Below are 20,263 nucleotides of genomic sequence, written 5' to 3' on the forward strand. Positions count from 1 at the left end.
TATGTTACCATTAAATAAAATTAATGTATGGAAAATACTAGGTCTATTTCGCCTAGCACACTCCCAAAAGACGAATCAAACAATGGAGGAAGACCGATGAATGAACACCGTTACCGCTGGCGCAACAAACAACTTCGAGAGCATGTAGCTGTTATGGATGGTTCCATTGCTCCCTCGATTGTGCTGCAGAATGCTACGTATTTAAATGTATACATGAAACGTTGGATGAAGGCTCATATATGGATCTATGAAGATCGCATTGTGTATGTAGGAGATCAATTGCCATCTCAGAGTGACGAGACAGAATACGTTGATTGCTCCAATCAGTACCTCGTTCCAGGTTACATTGAGCCACACGCGCATCCGTTTCAGTTATATAATCCCCATCGATTGGCACAATATGCATCCCAATCTGGGACAACCACATTAATTAATGACAACCTTGTGTTGCTTTTTTTATTAAAGAAAAAGAAAGCGTTTTCTTTAATGGAGGGATTGAATGATTTACCCGTTTCGTTATACTGGTGGAGCAGGTTTGACTCACAATCCTCATTACAAAATGACGAAGAGTTTTTACGAGATCAAGATGTGTTAGATTGGCTTCAACATGACGCTGTTTTACAAGGTGGAGAACTGACATGCTGGCCAAATGTATTAAAGGATGATGATCGCGTACTCCATTGGATGCAAGAGACCAAAAGAGCACGCAAACCTGTAGAGGGACACTTCCCAGGAGCATCAGAACGCACTTTAACAAAAATGAAGCTTCTTGGTACGGATGGTGATCATGAAGCCATGACAGGTGAAGAAGTGTTTGAGCGACTCCGTCTAGGATATACAGCTGCACTTCGCTATTCATCAATTCGTCCCGATCTACCGAAGATTTTAAAAGAAATGAACGACCTTGGCATTGATACATATGATCGCATCATGTTGACCACTGATGGATCAACTCCTTCCTTTTATGAACAAGGAATTATGGATCGATGTATAGAAATTGCATTAGAGAACGAAATTCCTGCGCATGAAGCATATAGTATGGCTTCTTATAATGCAGCTAAATATTTTGGGATGGAGCATCGAATCGGCTCAATTGGTCCAGGTCGTGTTGCTCATATCAATTTTCTCGAAGCGAAGGACCAACCCACACCTGTTTCTGTTATGGCAAGAGGAAAGTGGGTGAAAGGTTACGGAGATGTTCAAAAGTGGAAAGACTCTTTCCCTTGGGCAGAGTATGGAATGGGCAAGTTGCAATTAGATTGGGATATGACCGATCATGATCTTCAGTTTTCTATACCAGTTGGCTTACATATGCAAAATGAAGTCATACTAAAGCCATATACTGTCCAAACCCCACCAGCACAAGATGAGGCATATCTTACGTTGTTGGATCGAGAAGGAAAGTGGAAAGTAAATTCTATGATTAAAGGCTTTACAACGTCACTTGGAGGCCTGATTAGCTCTTATTCCAATACCGGTGACTTGGTGTTAATCGGTAAAGATAAAGAAGATATGAAACATGCTTTCAAAAGGATGAAAGAAATTGGTGGAGGCATAGTAGCTGTCCATGAAGGAGAAGTCGTCTACGAAATCCCATTGCATATTGCAGGCATGATGTCTGATGTGCCTATGGAAACGTTAATTAAACAGGAAAAGGGATTGAAGAAGCTTTTAGAAGAGCATGGGTACCCATATCATGATCCGGTGTACACGCTCTTGTTCTTATCTTCAACTCATTTACCTTTTATTCGCATAACACCTAAAGGAATTATTGATGTAAAAAAGAAAGAGGTACTTTTTCCTGCGATAATGCGTTAAAATAGAAGAGAATTAAAGTGTGAAAATGTTGTTCAAGGAGGAAGGGGCCTCTTTGGACAAGTTCTACATAGAGAAAGTCTTACAAAAAGGTGTGACAAGAATGCAAAAACGATGGATGCTATTATTGGCAATAGCGACCATACTGGTTCTGGCTGCATGTAGTGAAAAATCAACGCAAGAAAAGGACGAAACGAGTCAAAAAGAAAATGAAGAAAAACAGGAACAAAATGAAGAAAAAGAAGATCCTGTAGAAGTTGTAGATAAAGAAGATGAAGAAAAAAAGGAAGAGGAAGAAAAGAAAGAGCCTGAGTTTGCCTATACCTATCCATTAACAGGTAAAGGGACAGATGAACCTGTTAATCATCGTATCATATCTGTTATGGTTAACAACCATTCAAAAGCACGCCCTCAAACAGGTCTGAATCAGGCAGACATGGTGTATGAAGTATTAGCAGAAGGCCCAATCACAAGGTTTTTAGCTTTTTATCATAGTGAAAAGCCTCCGCTTGTAGGACCTGTTCGAAGTGCTAGAGAGTATTATTTCAGAATTGCTAAAGGGTATAATGCTCTATATCTCTACCACGGAGCAGCACAGTACATTGAAAATAAGTTAAAAGCAGGCTATATTGATCATATCAATGGGATGTATTATGATAATGACCGTCATTTATTTAAGCGCGAAAGCTTTCGTTATGCGCCTCACAACTCTTACTTAATGATTCGTAATGTGTACGATGTTGCGCAACAAAAAGGGTATGAGGTTAAGAAAGAGCACAAACCCCTTCCATTCTTGAACGATGAACAAATCAAGAATATCAGTGGGAATGAGGCTACAACGATCAATATTACATATTCGGACTCACCTCGTGAAACCGTTAAATTCGAATATAATCAAGATACACAAAAATATACACGTTTCAACGATGGCTCCAAAACAGCCGATCTAAATTCAAAAGAACCAACCACGGTGGATAACGTATTTATCGTAGAAACGGGCCATCAGGTGATTGATAGTAAATTACGCCGTGCCATTGATACAGAATCAGGTGGAAACGGTTATCTGATTCAAAAAGGGAAAGTGCAACAAGTCTCTTGGAAGAACGTAGACGGGCGTATTATCCCATTTAAGGATGGGAAGAAGCTCGGTTTTGTACCAGGAAAGACATGGGTAAACATCATACCAGAAAGTCCTGGTATCCAACAGTCTGTAACATTCACGAGTCCGCAATAATTAAAGGAGTGTCCAACATGCAAATTGATAAATTAAGAGGAAAAGAATTGGATCAACTATTTCAAGCCATTCTTGCTCTAGAAAGTGTAGAAGAATGCTATGAATTTTTCGATGATCTGGCAACCATGAATGAAGTCCAGTCTTTAGCGCAGCGCTTAGAAGTTGCACGCATGTTACGTGAAGGCCATACGTATCATAAAATTGAAAATGACACAGGTGCATCAACAGCAACAATCTCCCGTGTTAAACGTTGTCTTAACTACGGAAACGATGCTTATACGATGGCGCTTGATCGTATTCATAAAGAAGAATAGTTTTTATCAAAACGCTCTGGGGTCATGATTTAACGGGTTCGGTTGAGAGGGAGAAAATTGAAAATATCAACAAAAATAAAACCCTTTCTAATAATTTGATCAACATGTGAATTAACAAGTTAATCATCAAGGAGATTAGCAGACCAAATATTAAGGTCTGCTTTTTCCTTGTTTTTTTGGTAAAGTCTTACTTTTTAGTGATATAATGATGTAAAAAAGTGAGGTTTGATCTTAAACTAACAAAGGAGTAATGCTTAAGAGGCAATAACAGTTTGATCTTTAGAGATGAATCTAACAAAATTGAATTGATAGGAGTATTATTTTAAATGAACTATATTAAAGATATGAGAAAGCTTATTGGTCACGAAACGCTTTTTACAGTTGGATGTGGAGTAATAATTGAAAAGGATGAATGTATATTATTGCAACATCGAACTGATGAAGATAATTGGTGTATTCCTGGTGGAGTAATGGAATTAGGAGAATCATTTGAAGAAACAGCTAAAAGGGAAACCTTTGAGGAAACAGAATTAGAAGTCAATGAATTAGAATTATTTGGGGTTTATTCAGGAGAAAGTTGTTTTGTTGAATATCCAAACAAAGATAAGGTCTATAGTGTTCAGGTTATTTTTAAGGCAAAGGAATATAATGGTGATTTAAAACAAAAAGGTATAGAAAGTAAAGAACATCGGTTCTTTCGAAGAGAAGACTTACCTGAAAACTTAAATCCTCGTCAAAAACAGTTTATTCTTCATTGGGCAGAAAAACGAACCTTACCGATAATAAGTTAATTTAACGGGTGGTGGTGCTTTAACAAAGGTATTGCCTTTCCTTGTGTAAGTACAGTATGTAGTAATGTGGATTAAGAAATACGGTAGTATTTAAAATATTTAGTTAACGGAGATTGAAACCTTTATAAACTTTTTCCGTCTAAACTAATAAAGAGTTTTATAAAGGTGGGGTTCTTTTGCGTAAGATTTCTTTATTGTTTTTAATATCAATCATTTTTATTATTTCTGGATGTGCACATAATCAAGTTAAACCTAAAGACTTTGAAGTGAAAGATAAAGATGTTCAAGTGCAATTCGATGGAATTATTGATGGAACAAATGTTAGATACGATGAAGAAGCGAAGGCACTATGGACATTAAATTCATTTAAGTGGAAAGATGACAAGCTTACCTTCAATGCTGATTTCCAGTCAGAAACGGTTTATCCAACAGAACTAAAGTTTATCGACTCTATTGTATTTTTACGATTAGAAGGCCTATACCCTTATAAACCAACAGGAAATGAAGGCGTAGATAGTTTTGAACATAAACCTTTAACAAATATTATTCCAATGACATGTGAGGAAGCACAAAAGGGAAAATGTTCTTTTCAATTTGATCTAAAATTGGAGAAAATAAATCGACAAACTAAAAAACAATATTTAGATAACTTATCTTTAAGGATTGGTTGGGTTCAAATTTTTGAAGATGAAGAAAATCAAATTAAATATTACCAATGGTCACAGGCTGATAATAGAAATATAAAACCAGGAGTGGTTGATTTTAAGGAAGCATACGAAAAGATCTCAGGTGAATTCTTATCTTATAAGCCACTAAAAGAAAGCGAGACTACCAATTTAAATGAATTCAATAATTTTAATTATATTGAATGGATTGAGGAGAACATTTTTAGATAAACCACCGATAATCAGAGTTTTTTGTAATTCTCAAGGTCCTAGTTCCAAAAAAAGGGTGGCATAGTTGAAGAAAAATAATAATAGAACTAAAAGGAGCTTGGATTTCCAAGCTCCTTTTTTCCGTCTTTAGTCCGATCACCTTAAATAAATAATATCTTTCAGTTCAAATATCTTATCAACAATACCTAATCGTTGGGCGGGGGTCTTATTTACTTTACCTGTCTTGTAAGGTAAACAAAAATTATAGTACGTCCTCAATATCGTTATGGCCATTTGTGCGTACTTTGGATTAAAGTTCGCATAGATGTAACTCTTTTGATCTCCTCGAGCAGTTGTTAAGGGCCTCTCAAGTATCGACAGTCTTCTTCTAATTTGCTGTATAAAGGCATTTGATGCGTTGTCGTTCACATTTAGCATTAATTCAGCAATATCCTTTGGTTCGAGAGACGATAAGTTGGTTGTACAATCCACAGAACGATACCCCCTATCTATCGTAGCCAAAGGATGTTCTATCGGGTTATCATCGTATTCTAAATGAGTACCAGTAGAAGTTTTAACTTCTTTATGAAAATGGTGGGTTTCAAATAGTTTTTCTAGTTTAAGCTTGGCTAAGTCTCTTAGTTTTTTTGTCTTAATATCATTGAAATTAGCCCATTCTAAAAGTTCATTTTGTGCTTCTAAAAACTCCTGTCGCGCTTGTTTCCTTGACTTAGTTTTGTCTGTTTGACACAGGAAGTGGTGTCCATCGCTCAAACGTATTTCTCTCGCAAACACTCGGAAAATAGCTGTGATAAGAGAGCTGTCTTCATCCGTTATAAAACGCCATTCCGATGCATTTACCATCTCTTTAATTAACCAATAGTGAGCAATACTTGTGTAAGTTGAGTTAACCTGTAAGCCATCTGTATATTTGGCTCTTTTCTCCACTTTAGATAGATCATTGTTATACTCTGCTTTTGACTGTGTATCATTCGCTGAAGGTGGTTGCGGATAAAAAGAGAATTTGGTGTGCCTTGCATTCTTTCTGGCGTATACACCTAAATGGTCATCCTTAAATTGAATAGTATCTTTCTCAATATCATCAAGAGAAGCTTCCCAATCATAATTTACATCGCTTCTAAATACATATCTAGAAATTGCATCAGCACTAATTACTACATTAGTAGGGAAAACAGATTCCTCGAGTTCGCTATATTTGCTTCCTCCCATGCCTTTCTTGCGTACATTGTTTAAGTGGTATGTCATTTTATCTGTGTTGATCCATATCTCTTTAAACTCTTTTGATTGCATCGGTTTGATTTCGTTTCTTTCTAAAAATTCAAGGCATCTAAGGTATACAAACTCTAATTTGTCATAATATGTTCCATCTGCAATTCCTAACACTTCACAAGCTCTAGTTATTGGTTCTCTGTTTAGCAATAATTTAGTAAATAATAGGTTAATTTCACTGCGCTTCTGATTATACACAACTGATTTTTTACCATCTGGTCTGAGTGTTGTCTTTTTCTTACATGTCTTGCATTGCCATTGCTGAGCGCCCGTGCTGCTACTTTTCCCTTGTCTGTAAAATAGTGACGGTGATTTAAAGGGAGTTTGCTCGTGTTTAGGACATCCTTCCTTATGAAAGTTGTAAATAGGTTCATCAACCTTAACGCTATTTATGCGAATTAACCTATGTATTTCTTCAGCAATAGACCAATTAGATAACGCGGCAGACTTGCAACCAAGTGCGGCACCTCTATTTGGATTCACTGGATCAGGATTACATTTGATCTGTTTTCTTTCATCACTTGATGAATCTAATCTATATCGACTTGGCTTTCCCTTTGTATCAAATTTCTCTTGTTGTAGTCCTTGCCACTTACAGTATGGATTTGTACAAAGATTGAATTGAAAAGAATAACTCTTTTTTAAAAGGGTGAATTCAATTGGTTTAAACAACAAATCCCTATACTTTGTTCCAAATTTCCTTGGAGGTAAGACATCATAATCCTTTTGTCTATTTTTTAACTCTTCTTCAGAAACAGGGTTAGTGACTTCTAATATAACATCGTCCTTTGAAAGTATTTTTTTGAGTTTAGCCAACTTCCTCTTCCTTTTCCTCAATTAAATGTTCGATGTTTACCTGCTTGATAATCCGCTTGTTGTTTCTTTTGTCTTTTATCCACTCTATAAACTTTTTGTCATCTAGTATATTTAGCAATAGTTTATCAACTACATCGCTTTCCGTGTATTCTGTGTATTCTGCGTAGTAAGAGACGAGAGCTCTAACACGTTCTGAAATAAGCCAATCCACTTTATCAGCATTAATATTTCTAGGTTCAATAAATTCCATTATAAAAGACACTCCTTTATATCCTATTTTTAATCAGCATAACCAATTAACATGGGTTTTAACACTGAATTTAACACCAAAATTAACATGCTAAATAACATACCTTTTAGCAGTAGTACAATAATTTTTGTACGCTTGCGAATCAGTATACTAAATAGGGTGCTAATTGGCATGTTAAAGTACAAAATTTTTTCAAAAAACCTTGATATATCGATAAAAAATGGAGGTGCAATTAGCATGCTAATTGCACCTCCAAAAACAATGTTATTTTACGTTTTCTCCCTCTCAACCGAACCCGTTAGTCATGATTCCCAGAGCGTTTTTCTCTTTTAAGTAATTCTTACAGGATTGATGCGGAAAATCCTTAAACAAATGATTACGAGAAAGGCTACAATAACACTTAATAAACCTACTTTGATTTCACGGAAGTAGGAGAGCTCCGCACGAAAGAGGTGGAGCTTCGCGAAGCAGGAAAGCATGCAGTTAACAGGATCTTACCCTTCCAAGAGCAAAAAAAAGCTTTCGACCTGAGTTCCACAGGTCGAAAGCTTTCCCAATAATTAATAATCCATTTTACCTTCTAAGAAGCTACGCAGCTCACTGATTGGCATGCGTTTTTGCTCCATAGTGTCGCGGTCACGTACAGTTACCTGGCCGTCTTCTTGAGAGTCGAAGTCGTATGTGATACAGAATGGTGTACCGATCTCGTCGTGGCGACGGTAACGTTTACCGATAGATCCTGCATCATCATAGTCAACCATGAAATGCTTGCTTAGGTCAGCGAAGATCTCTTTAGCTTGATCTCCAATTTTCTTAGAAAGAGGGAAGATCGCTGCTTTGTATGGTGCAACAGCTGGGTGGAACTTCATAACGGTACGAGAAGATCCATCTTCAAGCTCTTCTTCCTCATATGCGTCAGCAATGAAGCTTAGTGCTAAGCGGTCCGCGCCTAGAGCAGGTTCAATTACATAAGGAATGTAACGTTCGTTTGTTTCCTGGTCAATGTACTTGAAGTCTTCGCCAGAATGCTCAGCGTGCTTACCTAGGTCATAGTCTGTACGAGACGCAATGCCCCAAAGCTCGCCCCATCCCATGGGGAACTTATACTCAATGTCAGTAGTTGCATTGGAGTAGTGGGATAGCTCATCTGCATCATGCTCACGAAGACGTAGGTTTTCGTCCGCAATTCCTAGAGATGTTAGCCAATTGTGGCAGAAGTCTTTCCAATACTTATACCATTCTAGCTCTTCACCAGGCTTACAGAAGAATTCCATTTCCATCTGTTCGAATTCGCGAGTACGGAAAATAAAGTTACCAGGTGTGATTTCGTTACGGAAGCTTTTACCGATTTGGCCAATACCAAACGGAAGCTTTTTACGCATAGAACGCTGAACGTTTTTGAAGTTTACGAAAATACCTTGTGCAGTTTCAGGACGAAGGTAGATATCATCTGTAGCCCCTTCTGTAACACCTTGTTGCGTTTGGAACATCAGGTTGAACTGACGAATTCCAGTGAAGTTTTGCTCGCCACAAGTTGGGCATACAATGTCATGCTTTTCGATTAGCTTTTCCATTTCATCAAATGGAAGGCCATCTACAACCATTTCATTCCCTTCTGCTTCAAGCTTATTTTCGATAAGCTTATCCGCACGGTGACGGGATTTACACTCTTTACAGTCGATCATTGGGTCGTTGAAGTTACCTAAGTGACCGGAAGCTTCCCAAGTTTTCGGGTTCATTAAGATCGCAGCATCCAGACCAACGTTCATCGGGTTCTCCTGGATGAATTTTTGCCACCAAGCGCGCTTTAAGTTGTTCTTAAGCTCAACGCCTAATGGACCGTAATCCCATGTGTTCGCAAGTCCGCCGTAGATTTCAGACCCCTGAAAAATAAAACCGCGATGCTTGGAGTGAGATACTAACTGTTCCATGTTTACTGACATATGCATGTCCTCCTTATTAGATAGGTATTATAAATAAAATTAGCGAAAAGATACGCATGCAACACGAAACCATTAAAAAAACTCTCATCGCTGGGCGTCGTGTTGCCCAGGGACGAGAGTTATACCCGCGGTTCCACCCTGATTGATGCTATGTAAGTAAGGATAGCATCCACTTTATACGTGCATATTCGGGAGTGCCGTTTCCTTCATCCATTCTCCAGGCTTCCACCATCCCTGGATCGCTTTTGTTGAAGTGGGATCAAGTACTATTTCTCCGTCATCATATGTAAATATTGATTTTGGTGAATCTATAGTAGCACAGCTCCCGCGCTAGCACAAGTCTAGACCAAGCCTAACTATTCTTTCGGAACGCGAAGGCTGTCTAATAGGATGTAACCGAGTACGACTCCGGCTAGCGTTGGGATGTCTTGGTTCAAAAAGCCGCTATGTATTAGAGGTGGGTATTGATTTAATGGGGTAAGAGCCCATATCATACTGAATGTTACATAAGCAGCAGGTACTCCTACGAAAACAAACTTCACCCAATCGAATCCCCATTTTGTATTGTTTCTTCGTAACCAAATGCTAGGGATTCGAAGGGAAATCCCTAAAATAATGGGGAAAAGAGTGAAAGCAATCAAATAGGGGAGGTGTTCATATGTCATCATACTATTATACTTCATGCGATAAAGGAGTAACCCTCCTTGGAACAGTAATACCCCAATTCCAATCGTCCAGCCAAGGTAGAACAAAGCGTGTTTCACGTTCATCGACCTCTCTTTCTGGAAAAAATATCAACCCACTTTTGTTAATTCTACAAATTCCCCCTTCTGACCTTTCGATTGCGACATGAATTTTTGATATAATAAACAGATGGAAAATGTAAAACGGAGGCTACACCCATGTATGACATGAAGCAATGGGAGCATGTGTTTAAGCTTGATCCCAATAAAGAGATATCAGATAAAGATTTAGAAGAGATTTGTGAGTCTGGAACAGATGCGATTATTGTAGGAGGAACGGACAACGTTACGCTCGATCAAGTTCTCTCCCTCTTAGCAAGTATTCGTCGATACACAGTACCGGTGATTTTAGAGGTGTCCAACCTTGAATCGATCACACCAGGCTACGATTATTATTTTGTTCCAACCGTACTTAATAGTTCAGAGAAAAAGTGGACGATGGATCTTCACCATCAGGCCGTGAAAGAATATGGAGATATTATGGACTGGGACGAAATTTTTGTTGAAGGTTATTGCATCTTAAATCCTGAAGCAAAAGCCTATCAGGTGACCAACAGCAAAATGCCAGACCAGGAAGATACCATAGCCTACGCACAAATGGCTGAAAAAATGTTCCGATTACCGATTTTTTATATGGAATATAGCGGAACCTATGGTGATCCTGAACTCGTCAAAAAGGTAAAGGACAAGCTAGACGATACACTCCTGTTTTATGGCGGAGGTATCACATCCAAAGAGCAAGCTCTTGAAATGAAAGAACATGCTGATGTTATCGTGGTCGGCAACATTATATATGAAAACAAAAAAGCAGCACTCAAAACGGTTAAAGCGATAAAAGAACGAGATTAAAGGAAGGTGTTTCCCTTGAACCCGTTACAGAATGATTTACTTAGTGGTTTGAATAAAGAACAGCAGGAAGCCGTGAAGAAAACGGAAGGTCCTTTGTTAATTATGGCAGGTGCAGGTAGTGGTAAGACACGCGTACTTACACACCGTATTGCTTATCTTCTTGGCGAAAAAGACGTGTCTCCACGTAATGTACTGGCTATTACCTTTACGAATAAAGCAGCCCGTGAGATGAAAGAACGTGTTGCAGATATTGTTGGATCAGACGCAAATGAAATGTGGATTTCGACATTCCACTCTATGTGCGTACGTATATTACGCCGAGACATTGATCGTATAGGCATCGATCGTAACTTCTCTATTCTTGATACAACCGACCAGCTTTCCGTCATTAAGCAGGTCCTAAAAGACTTAAATCTTGATCCGAAAAAGTTTGATCCACGTGCAATGCTAGGTGCGATCAGTAGTGCGAAAAACGAACTTAAAACAGCTGAGGACTATAACAAAACCGTCGGAAGCTACTATGATCAGCAAACGGGTAAAGTTTATGAGAAGTATCAAAAAACACTTCGTAAAAACCAATCACTCGACTTTGATGATCTCATCATGCAGACGCTTACGTTATTCGACCGTGTTCCAGAGGTTCTGGAATACTATCAACGTCGCTTTCAATACATTCACGTTGATGAGTACCAGGATACAAACCACGCACAGTATCAACTTGTAAAGCTTTTAGCAGATCGTTTTCAAAATCTATGTGTTGTAGGGGACTCCGACCAGTCAATCTATCGTTGGCGTGGAGCGGATATTGCGAATATCTTATCCTTTGAAAGTGACTACCCTAATGCGAAAGTGATTATGCTTGAGCAAAACTATCGTTCAACGAAAAGCATCCTGAATGCAGCGAACGAGGTTATACAACAAAACTCCGGTCGTAAGCCGAAGAATCTTTGGACCGATAATGATGATGGCGAAAACATTCAATACTACCAGGCACCAACTGAGCGTGATGAAGCGCTTTACGTGGTGAATAAAACAGAAGAATATGTTCGCTCAGGCGATTATAAATACAAAGATGTAGCGATTTTATATCGTACGAATGCGCAGTCTCGTACGATTGAGGAAACGTTTGTAAAAGCAAACGTACCTTATCAAATCATCGGAGGCACGAAGTTCTACGATCGTAAGGAGATTAAGGACATTCTGGCTTACCTTCGTCTTATTTCGAATCCGAACGATGATATTTCATTCTCTCGTATTGTCAATGAACCGAAGAGAGGAGTAGGAAAAACATCTTTAGAAAACTTGCAAATGTACGCAGCACAAAATGATTTGTCGATGTACGAAGCAGTGGGAGAAGTTGAATTCGTGGGTCTAAGCAAAAAGGCGACGAATGCTTTAAAAGAGTTCGGTTCCATGGTTAAGAACTGGCACCAACAACAGGACTTCCTTTCAGCTACAGATCTAGTAGAAGATGTTTTGAAGAAAACGGGTTATGAAGAGATGTTGAAAAATGAAAAGTCTCTTGAAGCTCAAAGCCGTCTTGAAAACATTAACGAATTCTTGTCTGTTGCACAGGACTTTGAGAAGAATAATGAGGACAAGAGTTTAATTGCATTTTTAACAGACTTAGCCCTTATTGCAGATATTGATAAAGTAGATGATGATCCATTTGCTGATAACAAAGTAACACTCATGACGCTTCACTCTGCAAAAGGACTTGAGTTCCCAATCGTATTCCTAATCGGTATGGAGGAAAACGTCTTCCCTCATAGTCGTTCAATCATGGATGAAGAAGAGATGGAGGAGGAACGCCGTCTCGCTTACGTAGGAATTACGCGCGCTGAAAAACAACTGTTTTTAACACATGCGAAAATGCGCACGCTATTTGGTAAGACGAATATGAACCCAATCAGTCGTTTTATTGATGAAATTCCAGCGGATCTGATTGAAGGAAGAGATGAATCGGCTGGCTCTTCTCCGTTTGGTGGAGGAGGTTTCAGCGACCCAGCTCCCAAAGAATTTAACTCTATGTCTGGTGGCGGTCTGAACGGTGGCATGAACCAGGCACCAAAAGCAAAGCAGCAACCTAAACGTAAAGCTACGATGAACAAGAAACCTTCTACTGGAGGAGAGAGTGTCTCTTGGGCAACTGGTGATAAAGTATCCCATAAAAAATGGGGAGAAGGTACCGTTGTGAAAGTACAAGGATCCGGAGACTCGATGGAATTAGACATCGCTTTTCCAGCGCCAACCGGAATCAAACGTGTCCTAGCGAAATTTGCCCCGATTACAAAAGGGTAAACCTTGAGGTGAGTGAATAGATGAGTAAAGATCAAGCAAAACAACAAATTGAAGCATTACGAGAAGAACTCGATCAATATAATTATGAATATCACACGCTGGACCAACCTTCTGTGTCAGACTATGAATATGATCAAAAAATGCAGGAGCTCATTAAGCTAGAGGAAGAGAATCCGGAACTGTTAACACCGGATTCTCCTTCTCAGCGTGTTGGTGGAAAGCCGCTTGATTCCTTCCAAAAAGTTCAACATGCCATCCCAATGCTGAGTCTTGGAAATGCGTTTAATGAAGAAGAGCTCCGTGATTTTGACCGACGTGTTCGTGAAGGTGTGGATGGAGACGTCAATTATGTTTGTGAACTTAAAATTGATGGTCTCGCTATCTCTTTACGTTATGAAGATGGCTTATTTGTACAAGGAGCTACTCGTGGCGACGGTGCAACAGGTGAAGATATTACGCAAAATCTAAAAACTATTAAAAGTATTCCTCTTCGCATTAAAGAAGATGAAACAATTGAAGTGCGCGGAGAAGCATTTATGCCTCAGCGTTCGTTCCTATCATTAAATGAAGCGCGTGAAGAACGTGAAGAAGAGCCTTTTGCCAACCCGCGTAACGCAGCAGCTGGATCGTTACGTCAGCTCGACCCGAAAATTGCTGCTAGCCGTAATCTCGATATCTTTTTGTATGGTGTAGGCCAGTGGGATGCAGGAGAACTGGAATCTCATAGCGAGCGCTTAGAATATTTACAAAAATTAGGGTTCAAAACCAATCCAGAGTGGAAAAAGTGTAATGACATCGATGAAGTGATCGACTATGTAAATAAATGGACTGAAGACCGTCCAGGGTTGAGCTATGAAATCGATGGAATTGTTATTAAAGTCGACAATCTAGACCAACAAGAGGAACTAGGGTTTACAGCTAAAAATCCACGTTGGGCTATTGCTTGGAAATTCCCTGCGGAAGAAGCTATCACAAAGCTTTATGACATTGAACTAAGCGTTGGTCGTACTGGAGCTGTTACGCCGACAGCACTTCTGAACCCAGTGAAAGTTGCAGGAACTACAGTACAACGAGCTTCTTTACATAATGAAGACCTTATCCGAGAGAAGGATATTCGAATTGGGGATACGGTCGTTATTAAAAAGGCAGGAGACATCATTCCAGAGGTCGTTCGTGTTGTAACAGAAGAGCGTACAGGTGATGAAGAGGAATATCACATGCCTGATCAATGCCCAGAGTGTGGCAGTGAGCTTGAGCATTTAGAAGAAGAGGTTGCCCTTCGTTGTCTTAACCCAAACTGTCCAGCTCAATTACGTGAAGGTCTGATCCATTTTGTCTCACGTAATGCTATGAATATTGATGGCTTAGGTGAAAAAGTGATCGCACAACTTTTCCGTGAGAACCTCGTTCACAACATTGCTGATCTTTATAAATTAGATAAAGAGGAACTGTTGAAGTTAGAGCGTATGGGTCAGAAATCAGCTGACAATTTACTCTCAGCGATAAACGAATCCAGAGAGAATTCTCTAGAACGTCTTTTATTTGGACTCGGAATTCGTTTTGTTGGTTCCAAGGCTGCTCAAACGTTAGCCGAAGAATTTGAAACAATAGATGGATTGTTGAATGCCAGCTTTGATGATTTAATTGCAGTAAATGAAATCGGGGAAAAAATGGCAGACTCAGTCGTTCGCTATTTTGAAAAGCCTCAAGTAACAGAATTGATCGCAGAGTTAAAAGAGCTTGGACTGAATATGGAGTATTTAGGAAGAAAGAAATCCGATCAACCTGAAGATTCACCATTTATGGGGAAAACCGTTGTAATCACGGGGAAAATGGAGCAATATTCACGTGGCGAAGCAAAAGAAATAGTGGAAACGCTCGGTGGAAAAGTAACCGGAAGCGTCAGCAAAAACACAGATATTCTTTTAGCCGGAGAAGATGCAGGCTCCAAGTATGATAAAGCGGAACAATTAGGTGTAGATATTTGGGATGAAGAGCGATTTATTGAAGCGTTAAAAGAATAGGGAGAGTGGGGACCATGAAGCGGGTCGCATTTATTTTGTTAAGCTTATTCCTGTTGGTAACAGGATGTGCTCCCGATTATGACGAACAAGAGGAAGTCATACAGGAAAATCAAAAAAATGATAAACGAGAAAAGGCGATTGTGGCGAAGTACAGCATATCAGAGGATTATTACCGCCCATTAGAAAGATACAAACCCGGTAAAGCCAGGGGTGTACTCATGAACCAAGTCGCAAATCGCCTTGATATTGAAGAAATGGAAATCGGCTTAAGACGTCATTCCAAAGATGTTTTTGATCCTGAAGATTACTTTTTTCAGGAAGGTCAGTATCTGACAGAAGATATGCTCTATGATTGGTTGGAGCGTAAGTTGACACAACAGCAAGTGAACAAGTTGTTAGAAGGTGCTAGCCAAGAGTTATCTGAAGAAGAATTACAAAGAGGATTAAATCCTTCCCTTAAGGATGGCGCAACAGAGGAAGATTATCGGGATCGCCCTCGCTATCTCTCCCACATTCTAGAGCAGAACTTCCTTCAAAAGAATGAAGATGGAACAGTTGAAGTAGAAGGCATTTCGATAGGGTTAGCTTTACGTTCTACGTATCGCTTTCAGCCAGTTAAATACGGTGCTTACTATTATGAACAAATTAGCCGTGAAGAATCATTAAAACAAGGAAAACAGTTGGCACAAACCGTTCTTGAACGCATTCGAAAAATAGAAGCGTTAACGGATGTCCCTGTTATGATTGCATTGTATCGCCAAGAGGAGCGCGGCTCTATGGTTCCCGGTAATTTCATGACGAAGACAACTGTAAAAGGTAGCGATATGACGATTAAAGAATGGCAGTCAATTCAGGAAGACTATGTGCTTTTCCCTTCGGATGAAGCAAAAGAAGAGCATCGTGACGATTCTGAATTGATTGCAGACTTTCAGGCTAAAATTGCCGAATACTTTCCAAATTACATTGGTGTTGTAGGAAAAGGATTTTATAAGGACGATGAACTCACCAAACTCACGATTGATATCCCAATCGAGTTTAAAGGAAAAACAGAAGTGATCGGAATTTCTCAATATGTGTACTCTCTTATCGTTGAGAAATTCCCGACTTACTTTGCATTAGAAGTGAATATCGAATCCCACAATGGACAGGAAAGTTTGATTTTCCGAGAGCCAGGCGATGAAAAGCCTACTGTTCACATTTACGGGCAATAACCAGAACCCCCTTTTCGCTATTAAGCGGAGAGGGGGTTTTTGTATGTTAGATGCTGTTGGGGGGGCGATCGCCTGCAAATGAGGAAGGATCGCCTGAATTTGACTGTCGACCGCTCGTAATTAAGGAACTATCGCCCGAAAATGAATTGGAATCGCCTGCAATCACATGAAGATCGCCTGAAAGTGTTGCTTGCTCATATTTGTTCATCTCGCTCATAAAATAGCGACTCGGCTCATAACACTAGCAGATCGATTATAAAAAAAGAGGTACCGCTCATATCAGGCTCACTTCGCTCATAAAATTAACCCCCTCACTCATATCTGAAGAAACTTGCTACGTAAACCAAATTATCCCAACCCCCTCAATTTAGGCCCTTGCCCATTTACGGTTCATCTAAGAGTGTGCTATACTCATCATAATAAACTAAAGCATAGTAAACTGATAGGGATTATCAAAATAAATCAAATGAGGTGGAGACATGGGTAGGGAATTTGTTGACCTATTTGATGGCTGGGCTAAATCTTACGATAAAACCGTCTCAGGTGAAGATATAGAATATCGTGAAGTATTCGAAAATTATGACCATATATTAGATTCTGTTGTTGAACATACAGTAGGTCCAAATGTCATCGAGTTTGGTGTTGGGACTGGAAATCTAACACGCAAACTAATTAATAAAGGCTACAATGTATTCGGTGTTGAACCGTCTATGGAAATGCTGAAAATCGGGCAGTTGAAGGTACCTGAAGCTAAGATTCAGGACGGAGATTTCATTCATTTCAAATCGCCCAATACACCAATTCAGTCCATTGTTAGTTCTTACGCTTTTCATCATTTAACAGATGAAGAGAAGGACGAAGCGATAAAACAATATCGTGATCTTTTGCCAAAGGGTGGTGTAATTGTTTTTGCTGATACGTCCTTTGAAGATCAGAAAGCAAAACGAAAAATGATCGAAACAGCGATTGCATCTTATCACCACAACCTTGCTGATGATTTAACACAAGAGTACTACTCCGAAATCAGCACACTTCAATCCATTTGCGAAAAACATGGTTTTGAAGTGAAGTTTGAACAAAAAAACAAATACGTGTGGGTAATGACGGCAAAACGAAAATAGATATAGAGTAAACCAATAAAACGAAAAGGGAGAGGTTAGAGAATGCCAAAAATGAATGTGGAAAGTTTCAACCTTGATCACACGAAAGTTGCTGCACCTTATGTAAGACTAGTTGGAATTACAGAAGGACCAAGTGGAGATAAAATTTATAAGTACGATTTCCGAATTAAGCAACCGAATAAAGAGCACATGGATATGCCATCTCTTCACTCTCTAGAGCACATGATGGCAGAGTTCAGTCGAAACCATCACGATCACATTTTGGATATTGGGCCGATGGGATGTCAGACAGGATTTTATATTGCTCTTCTTAATGATGATAGCTATGAAAATATCTTAATTGTTATCGAAAATGCACTAAAAGATGTGCTTCAAGCTACAGAAGTACCAGCTTGTAATGAAGTTCAATGCGGTTTTGCAGCAAGCCATAGTTTAGAAGGAGCACAAGCGCTAGCTCAAGATATGCTTGATAAGCGTGACGAATGGACACAAGTTTTTGCAGATGAAAAGTAAGGAGCTTGTCCGATGAATTATGTAAAAAGCGTTCAAGAGTTAATTGGCAAAACCCCTCTCATTGAGTTGACCAATGTCGACATCCCTGAGGGGGTTCGTATTTTTGCTAAACTTGAGTACTTTAACCCTGGAGGTAGTATCAAAGATCGACTGGGACAAAAACTGATTGACCATGCGTTAGAAACCGGGGAGTTAAAGCCGGGGGGAACAATCGTTGAACCAACAGCAGGGAATACAGGGATTGGTCTAGCACTTGCTTCGATTGGAAGAGGATTTAAAATCATCTTTGTTACACCTAAAAAATTTAGTGTTGAAAAACAAACATTAATGCGTGCTTTAGGGGCTGAGGTTGTGAACACCCCAACTGAACAGGGAATGAAGGGCGCAATAGATAAAGCGAAGCAAATGACGGAGAACACACCAAATGCGTACTGTCCACAGCAATTTAATAATAATGCAAACCCTTTAGCCTATTATGAAACGCTTGGACCAGAAATATATGAAGCACTTGAGGGGAAGATAGATATTTTTGTAGCGGGTGGCGGTACAGGTGGCACATTTGCCGGAACCGCCCGCTATCTTAAGGAACAAAATGATTCAATAAAGACGGTTATAGTCGAACCTGAAGGCTCCATATTAAATGGTGGTGAATCTGGGCCACACCGAACAGAAGGAATCGGGATGGAATTTTTGCCGAGTTATATGGATCCTGATCACTTTGATGCCATTCACACCATTTCAGATGATGATGCCTTTCGAGCTGTAAAAGAACTAACACAAAAAGAAGGCTTACTCGTAGCGAGCTCATCTGGTTCTGCTTTTGTAGCAGCCATGAAGGAAGCTCAACGTGCCAAGCCAGGAACCAATATCGTAACCGTCTTTCCAGATAGCAGCGAAAGGTATTTAAGCACAGGAATCTATGAGGAGTGATGATATGAGACGTAAGACGAAACTAATACACGGTGGAATTACCGGGGATGAGCAAACAGGTGCTGTTTCTGTACCCATCTATCAAGTAAGTACGTATAAACAAAATGGTGTAGGTCAGCACAAAGGTTATGAATATTCTCGTACCGGGAATCCAACTCGTTTTGCGCTTGAGGAACTAATAAAAGATATCGAGGGTGGTCATGCAGGGTTCGCTTTTGCTTCCGGGATGGCCGCTATTAATTCTGTTCTAATGATGTTCAAGAGCGGTGACCACATTATTTTCACAGATGATGTGTACGGTGGAACGTATCGCTTACTTTCCAAAGTCTTGAATCGTTTTAACATAGAGGTCTCTTTTGTAGACACATCAAATGTTCAAAATGTAAAAAGTTCGATTCAATCGAATACAAAAGCGGTTTATGTGGAAACGCCGACAAATCCACTGTTAAAAATCACAGATCTGCAGGCTGTTTCTGAACTAGCAAAGGAACATGATCTTACCTTTATCGTAGACAACACATTCAGTACTCCTTATTGGCAAAACCCAATCGATCAAGGTGCAGATATCGTCCTCCACAGCGCTACAAAATATCTTGGTGGCCATAGTGACGTTGTTGCCGGTTTAGTTGTCGTAAATTCTCAGCAACTAGCAGAAGAGCTTCACTTTGTGCTCAATTCTTCAGGAGCAGTACTTGGACCACAGGATTCTTGGTTATTAATGCGCGGTATTAAAACACTAGGGATCCGTATGGAAGAGATCGAATCCAACACAAGAGAGTTCGTATCCTTCTTGCAAGAGCATCCTGAAGTATCCAATATCTATTATCCAGGCCTTGAATCGCATGGTAGTCACGATGTGCACACAAAACAAGCTCGTGGTGGAGGCGGTATGATTTCCTTTGATGTAGGAAGCTCAGAAAATGCTGATAAGCTCCTCCGAAACTTACGCTACTTTACATTAGCTGAAAGTCTTGGAGCGGTAGAAAGCTTAATTTCTGTACCTGCTAAAATGACTCACGCATCGATTCCAAAAGAACGTCGAGCAGAACTGGGCATCACGGATGGACTTGTCCGCGTGTCAATAGGACTTGAAGATATTGAAGACTTAAAAGAAGATTTTGTGCAAGCATTAAGAGGTTAGCTATTAAAGCTAGCCTTTTTTTGTGCCTGACCCCCACTGTAGTAATGCGTTAAAGCGGTGGAGGCAGGCACCTGAAACAAATGCTCGCTATCTATCGTCTAA

The 20,263-nt window shown here is 39.6% G+C and carries 17 protein-coding genes; 13 read left to right on the forward strand and 4 right to left on the reverse strand.

Annotated elements, in window-relative coordinates; genetic code table 11:
- Positions 1-96: 96 nt before the first annotated feature.
- From GS400_RS02475 to GS400_RS02495, 5 genes are all read left to right on the forward strand, one after another.
- Positions 97-1,818, forward strand: coding sequence for an adenine deaminase C-terminal domain-containing protein (locus tag GS400_RS02475; protein ID WP_160098714.1), 1,722 nt, complete (start codon positions 97-99; stop codon positions 1,816-1,818).
- Between the two features lie 52 nt (positions 1,819-1,870).
- On the forward strand, positions 1,871-3,049 hold the full coding sequence (locus tag GS400_RS02480) for a DUF3048 domain-containing protein (RefSeq protein WP_236561100.1): 1,179 nt from the start codon (positions 1,871-1,873) through the stop codon (positions 3,047-3,049).
- Positions 3,050-3,066: 17 nt separating this feature from the next.
- The gene (locus GS400_RS02485; protein ID WP_027446608.1) at positions 3,067-3,363 is read left to right on the forward strand and encodes a YerC/YecD family TrpR-related protein; all 297 of its coding nucleotides are present in this window, start codon (positions 3,067-3,069) and stop codon (positions 3,361-3,363) included.
- 326 nt (positions 3,364-3,689) lie between these two features.
- The gene (locus GS400_RS02490; protein ID WP_160098716.1) at positions 3,690-4,154 is read left to right on the forward strand and encodes an NUDIX hydrolase; all 465 of its coding nucleotides are present in this window, start codon (positions 3,690-3,692) and stop codon (positions 4,152-4,154) included.
- A 176-nt stretch (positions 4,155-4,330) separates the two neighbouring features.
- A complete protein-coding gene (locus GS400_RS02495; RefSeq protein WP_160098718.1) occupies positions 4,331-5,050 on the forward strand; it encodes a hypothetical protein in 720 nt (239 codons plus the stop codon).
- A 135-nt stretch (positions 5,051-5,185) separates the two neighbouring features.
- Here the strand turns inward: GS400_RS02495 and GS400_RS02500 are convergent, their stop codons facing one another.
- From GS400_RS02500 to GS400_RS02515, 4 genes are all read right to left on the reverse strand, one after another.
- Positions 5,186-7,135: an insertion element protein gene (locus GS400_RS02500; protein ID WP_160098720.1), complete on the reverse strand. Its 1,950-nt coding sequence runs from the start codon at positions 7,133-7,135 to the stop codon at positions 5,186-5,188.
- Positions 7,128-7,385, reverse strand: a complete 258-nt coding sequence (locus GS400_RS02505; RefSeq protein WP_160104494.1) for a hypothetical protein — start codon at positions 7,383-7,385, stop codon at positions 7,128-7,130. Before GS400_RS02505 ends, GS400_RS02500 begins: the two co-directional genes overlap by 8 nt.
- Before the next feature lie 560 nt (positions 7,386-7,945).
- Positions 7,946-9,328, reverse strand: a complete 1,383-nt coding sequence (locus GS400_RS02510) for a glycine--tRNA ligase (protein WP_160098722.1) — start codon at positions 9,326-9,328, stop codon at positions 7,946-7,948.
- A gap of 356 nt (positions 9,329-9,684) precedes the next feature.
- Positions 9,685-10,098 carry a hypothetical protein gene (locus GS400_RS02515; protein ID WP_160098724.1) on the reverse strand — a complete coding sequence of 138 codons (414 nt, stop codon included), beginning with the start codon at positions 10,096-10,098 and terminating at the stop codon, positions 9,685-9,687.
- Between the two features lie 132 nt (positions 10,099-10,230).
- On the opposite strand from GS400_RS02515, the gene GS400_RS02520 reads away from it, so the two are divergent.
- The 8 genes from GS400_RS02520 to GS400_RS02555 all read left to right on the forward strand — a co-directional run bounded on the left by GS400_RS02520 (position 10,231) and on the right by GS400_RS02555 (position 20,161).
- A complete protein-coding gene (locus tag GS400_RS02520) occupies positions 10,231-10,920 on the forward strand; it encodes a heptaprenylglyceryl phosphate synthase (protein WP_160098726.1) in 690 nt (229 codons plus the stop codon).
- A 15-nt stretch (positions 10,921-10,935) separates the two neighbouring features.
- Positions 10,936-13,221 carry a DNA helicase PcrA gene (gene pcrA, locus GS400_RS02525; RefSeq protein WP_160098728.1) on the forward strand — a complete coding sequence of 762 codons (2,286 nt, stop codon included), beginning with the start codon at positions 10,936-10,938 and terminating at the stop codon, positions 13,219-13,221.
- Between the two features lie 20 nt (positions 13,222-13,241).
- Complete coding sequence (gene ligA, locus GS400_RS02530) at positions 13,242-15,245, forward strand: NAD-dependent DNA ligase LigA (RefSeq protein ID WP_160098730.1); 2,004 nt, start codon at positions 13,242-13,244, stop codon at positions 15,243-15,245.
- Between the two features lie 14 nt (positions 15,246-15,259).
- Positions 15,260-16,456, forward strand: a complete 1,197-nt coding sequence (locus tag GS400_RS02535) for a CamS family sex pheromone protein (protein ID WP_160098732.1) — start codon at positions 15,260-15,262, stop codon at positions 16,454-16,456.
- 479 nt (positions 16,457-16,935) lie between these two features.
- Positions 16,936-17,577: a class I SAM-dependent DNA methyltransferase gene (locus GS400_RS02540; protein ID WP_160098734.1), complete on the forward strand. Its 642-nt coding sequence runs from the start codon at positions 16,936-16,938 to the stop codon at positions 17,575-17,577.
- A gap of 42 nt (positions 17,578-17,619) precedes the next feature.
- The gene (locus tag GS400_RS02545) at positions 17,620-18,090 is read left to right on the forward strand and encodes an S-ribosylhomocysteine lyase (RefSeq protein ID WP_160098736.1); all 471 of its coding nucleotides are present in this window, start codon (positions 17,620-17,622) and stop codon (positions 18,088-18,090) included.
- A 12-nt stretch (positions 18,091-18,102) separates the two neighbouring features.
- Positions 18,103-19,020, forward strand: a complete 918-nt coding sequence (locus GS400_RS02550; protein WP_160098738.1) for a PLP-dependent cysteine synthase family protein — start codon at positions 18,103-18,105, stop codon at positions 19,018-19,020.
- A 4-nt stretch (positions 19,021-19,024) separates the two neighbouring features.
- Positions 19,025-20,161: a bifunctional cystathionine gamma-lyase/homocysteine desulfhydrase gene (locus tag GS400_RS02555; protein WP_160098740.1), complete on the forward strand. Its 1,137-nt coding sequence runs from the start codon at positions 19,025-19,027 to the stop codon at positions 20,159-20,161.
- Positions 20,162-20,263: the final 102 nt, after the last annotated feature.

Origin of the sequence: Pontibacillus sp. HMF3514, assembly GCF_009858175.1 — a bacterium.
Taxonomy (GTDB): Bacteria; Bacillota; Bacilli; order Bacillales; family BH030062; genus Pontibacillus.

Excerpts from the sequence above, each read along its gene's own strand:
- GS400_RS02535 (WP_160098732.1), top strand. The coding sequence starts at position 15,260 with ATGAAGCGGGTCGCATTTATTTTGTTAAGCTTATTCCTGTTGGTAACA.
- GS400_RS02550 (WP_160098738.1), top strand. The coding sequence starts at position 18,103 with ATGAATTATGTAAAAAGCGTTCAAGAGTTAATTGGCAAAACCCCTCTC.
- GS400_RS02515 (WP_160098724.1), bottom strand. The coding sequence starts at position 10,098 with ATGAACGTGAAACACGCTTTGTTCTACCTTGGCTGGACGATTGGAATT.
- GS400_RS02520 (WP_160098726.1), top strand. The coding sequence starts at position 10,231 with ATGTATGACATGAAGCAATGGGAGCATGTGTTTAAGCTTGATCCCAAT.
- ligA (WP_160098730.1), top strand. The coding sequence starts at position 13,242 with ATGAGTAAAGATCAAGCAAAACAACAAATTGAAGCATTACGAGAAGAA.
- GS400_RS02490 (WP_160098716.1), top strand. The coding sequence starts at position 3,690 with ATGAACTATATTAAAGATATGAGAAAGCTTATTGGTCACGAAACGCTT.
- GS400_RS02505 (WP_160104494.1), bottom strand. The coding sequence starts at position 7,385 with ATGGAATTTATTGAACCTAGAAATATTAATGCTGATAAAGTGGATTGG.
- GS400_RS02485 (WP_027446608.1), top strand. The coding sequence starts at position 3,067 with ATGCAAATTGATAAATTAAGAGGAAAAGAATTGGATCAACTATTTCAA.
- GS400_RS02475 (WP_160098714.1), top strand. The coding sequence starts at position 97 with ATGAATGAACACCGTTACCGCTGGCGCAACAAACAACTTCGAGAGCAT.
- GS400_RS02540 (WP_160098734.1), top strand. The coding sequence starts at position 16,936 with ATGGGTAGGGAATTTGTTGACCTATTTGATGGCTGGGCTAAATCTTAC.
- GS400_RS02555 (WP_160098740.1), top strand. The coding sequence starts at position 19,025 with ATGAGACGTAAGACGAAACTAATACACGGTGGAATTACCGGGGATGAG.
- GS400_RS02510 (WP_160098722.1), bottom strand. The coding sequence starts at position 9,328 with ATGTCAGTAAACATGGAACAGTTAGTATCTCACTCCAAGCATCGCGGT.
- GS400_RS02545 (WP_160098736.1), top strand. The coding sequence starts at position 17,620 with ATGCCAAAAATGAATGTGGAAAGTTTCAACCTTGATCACACGAAAGTT.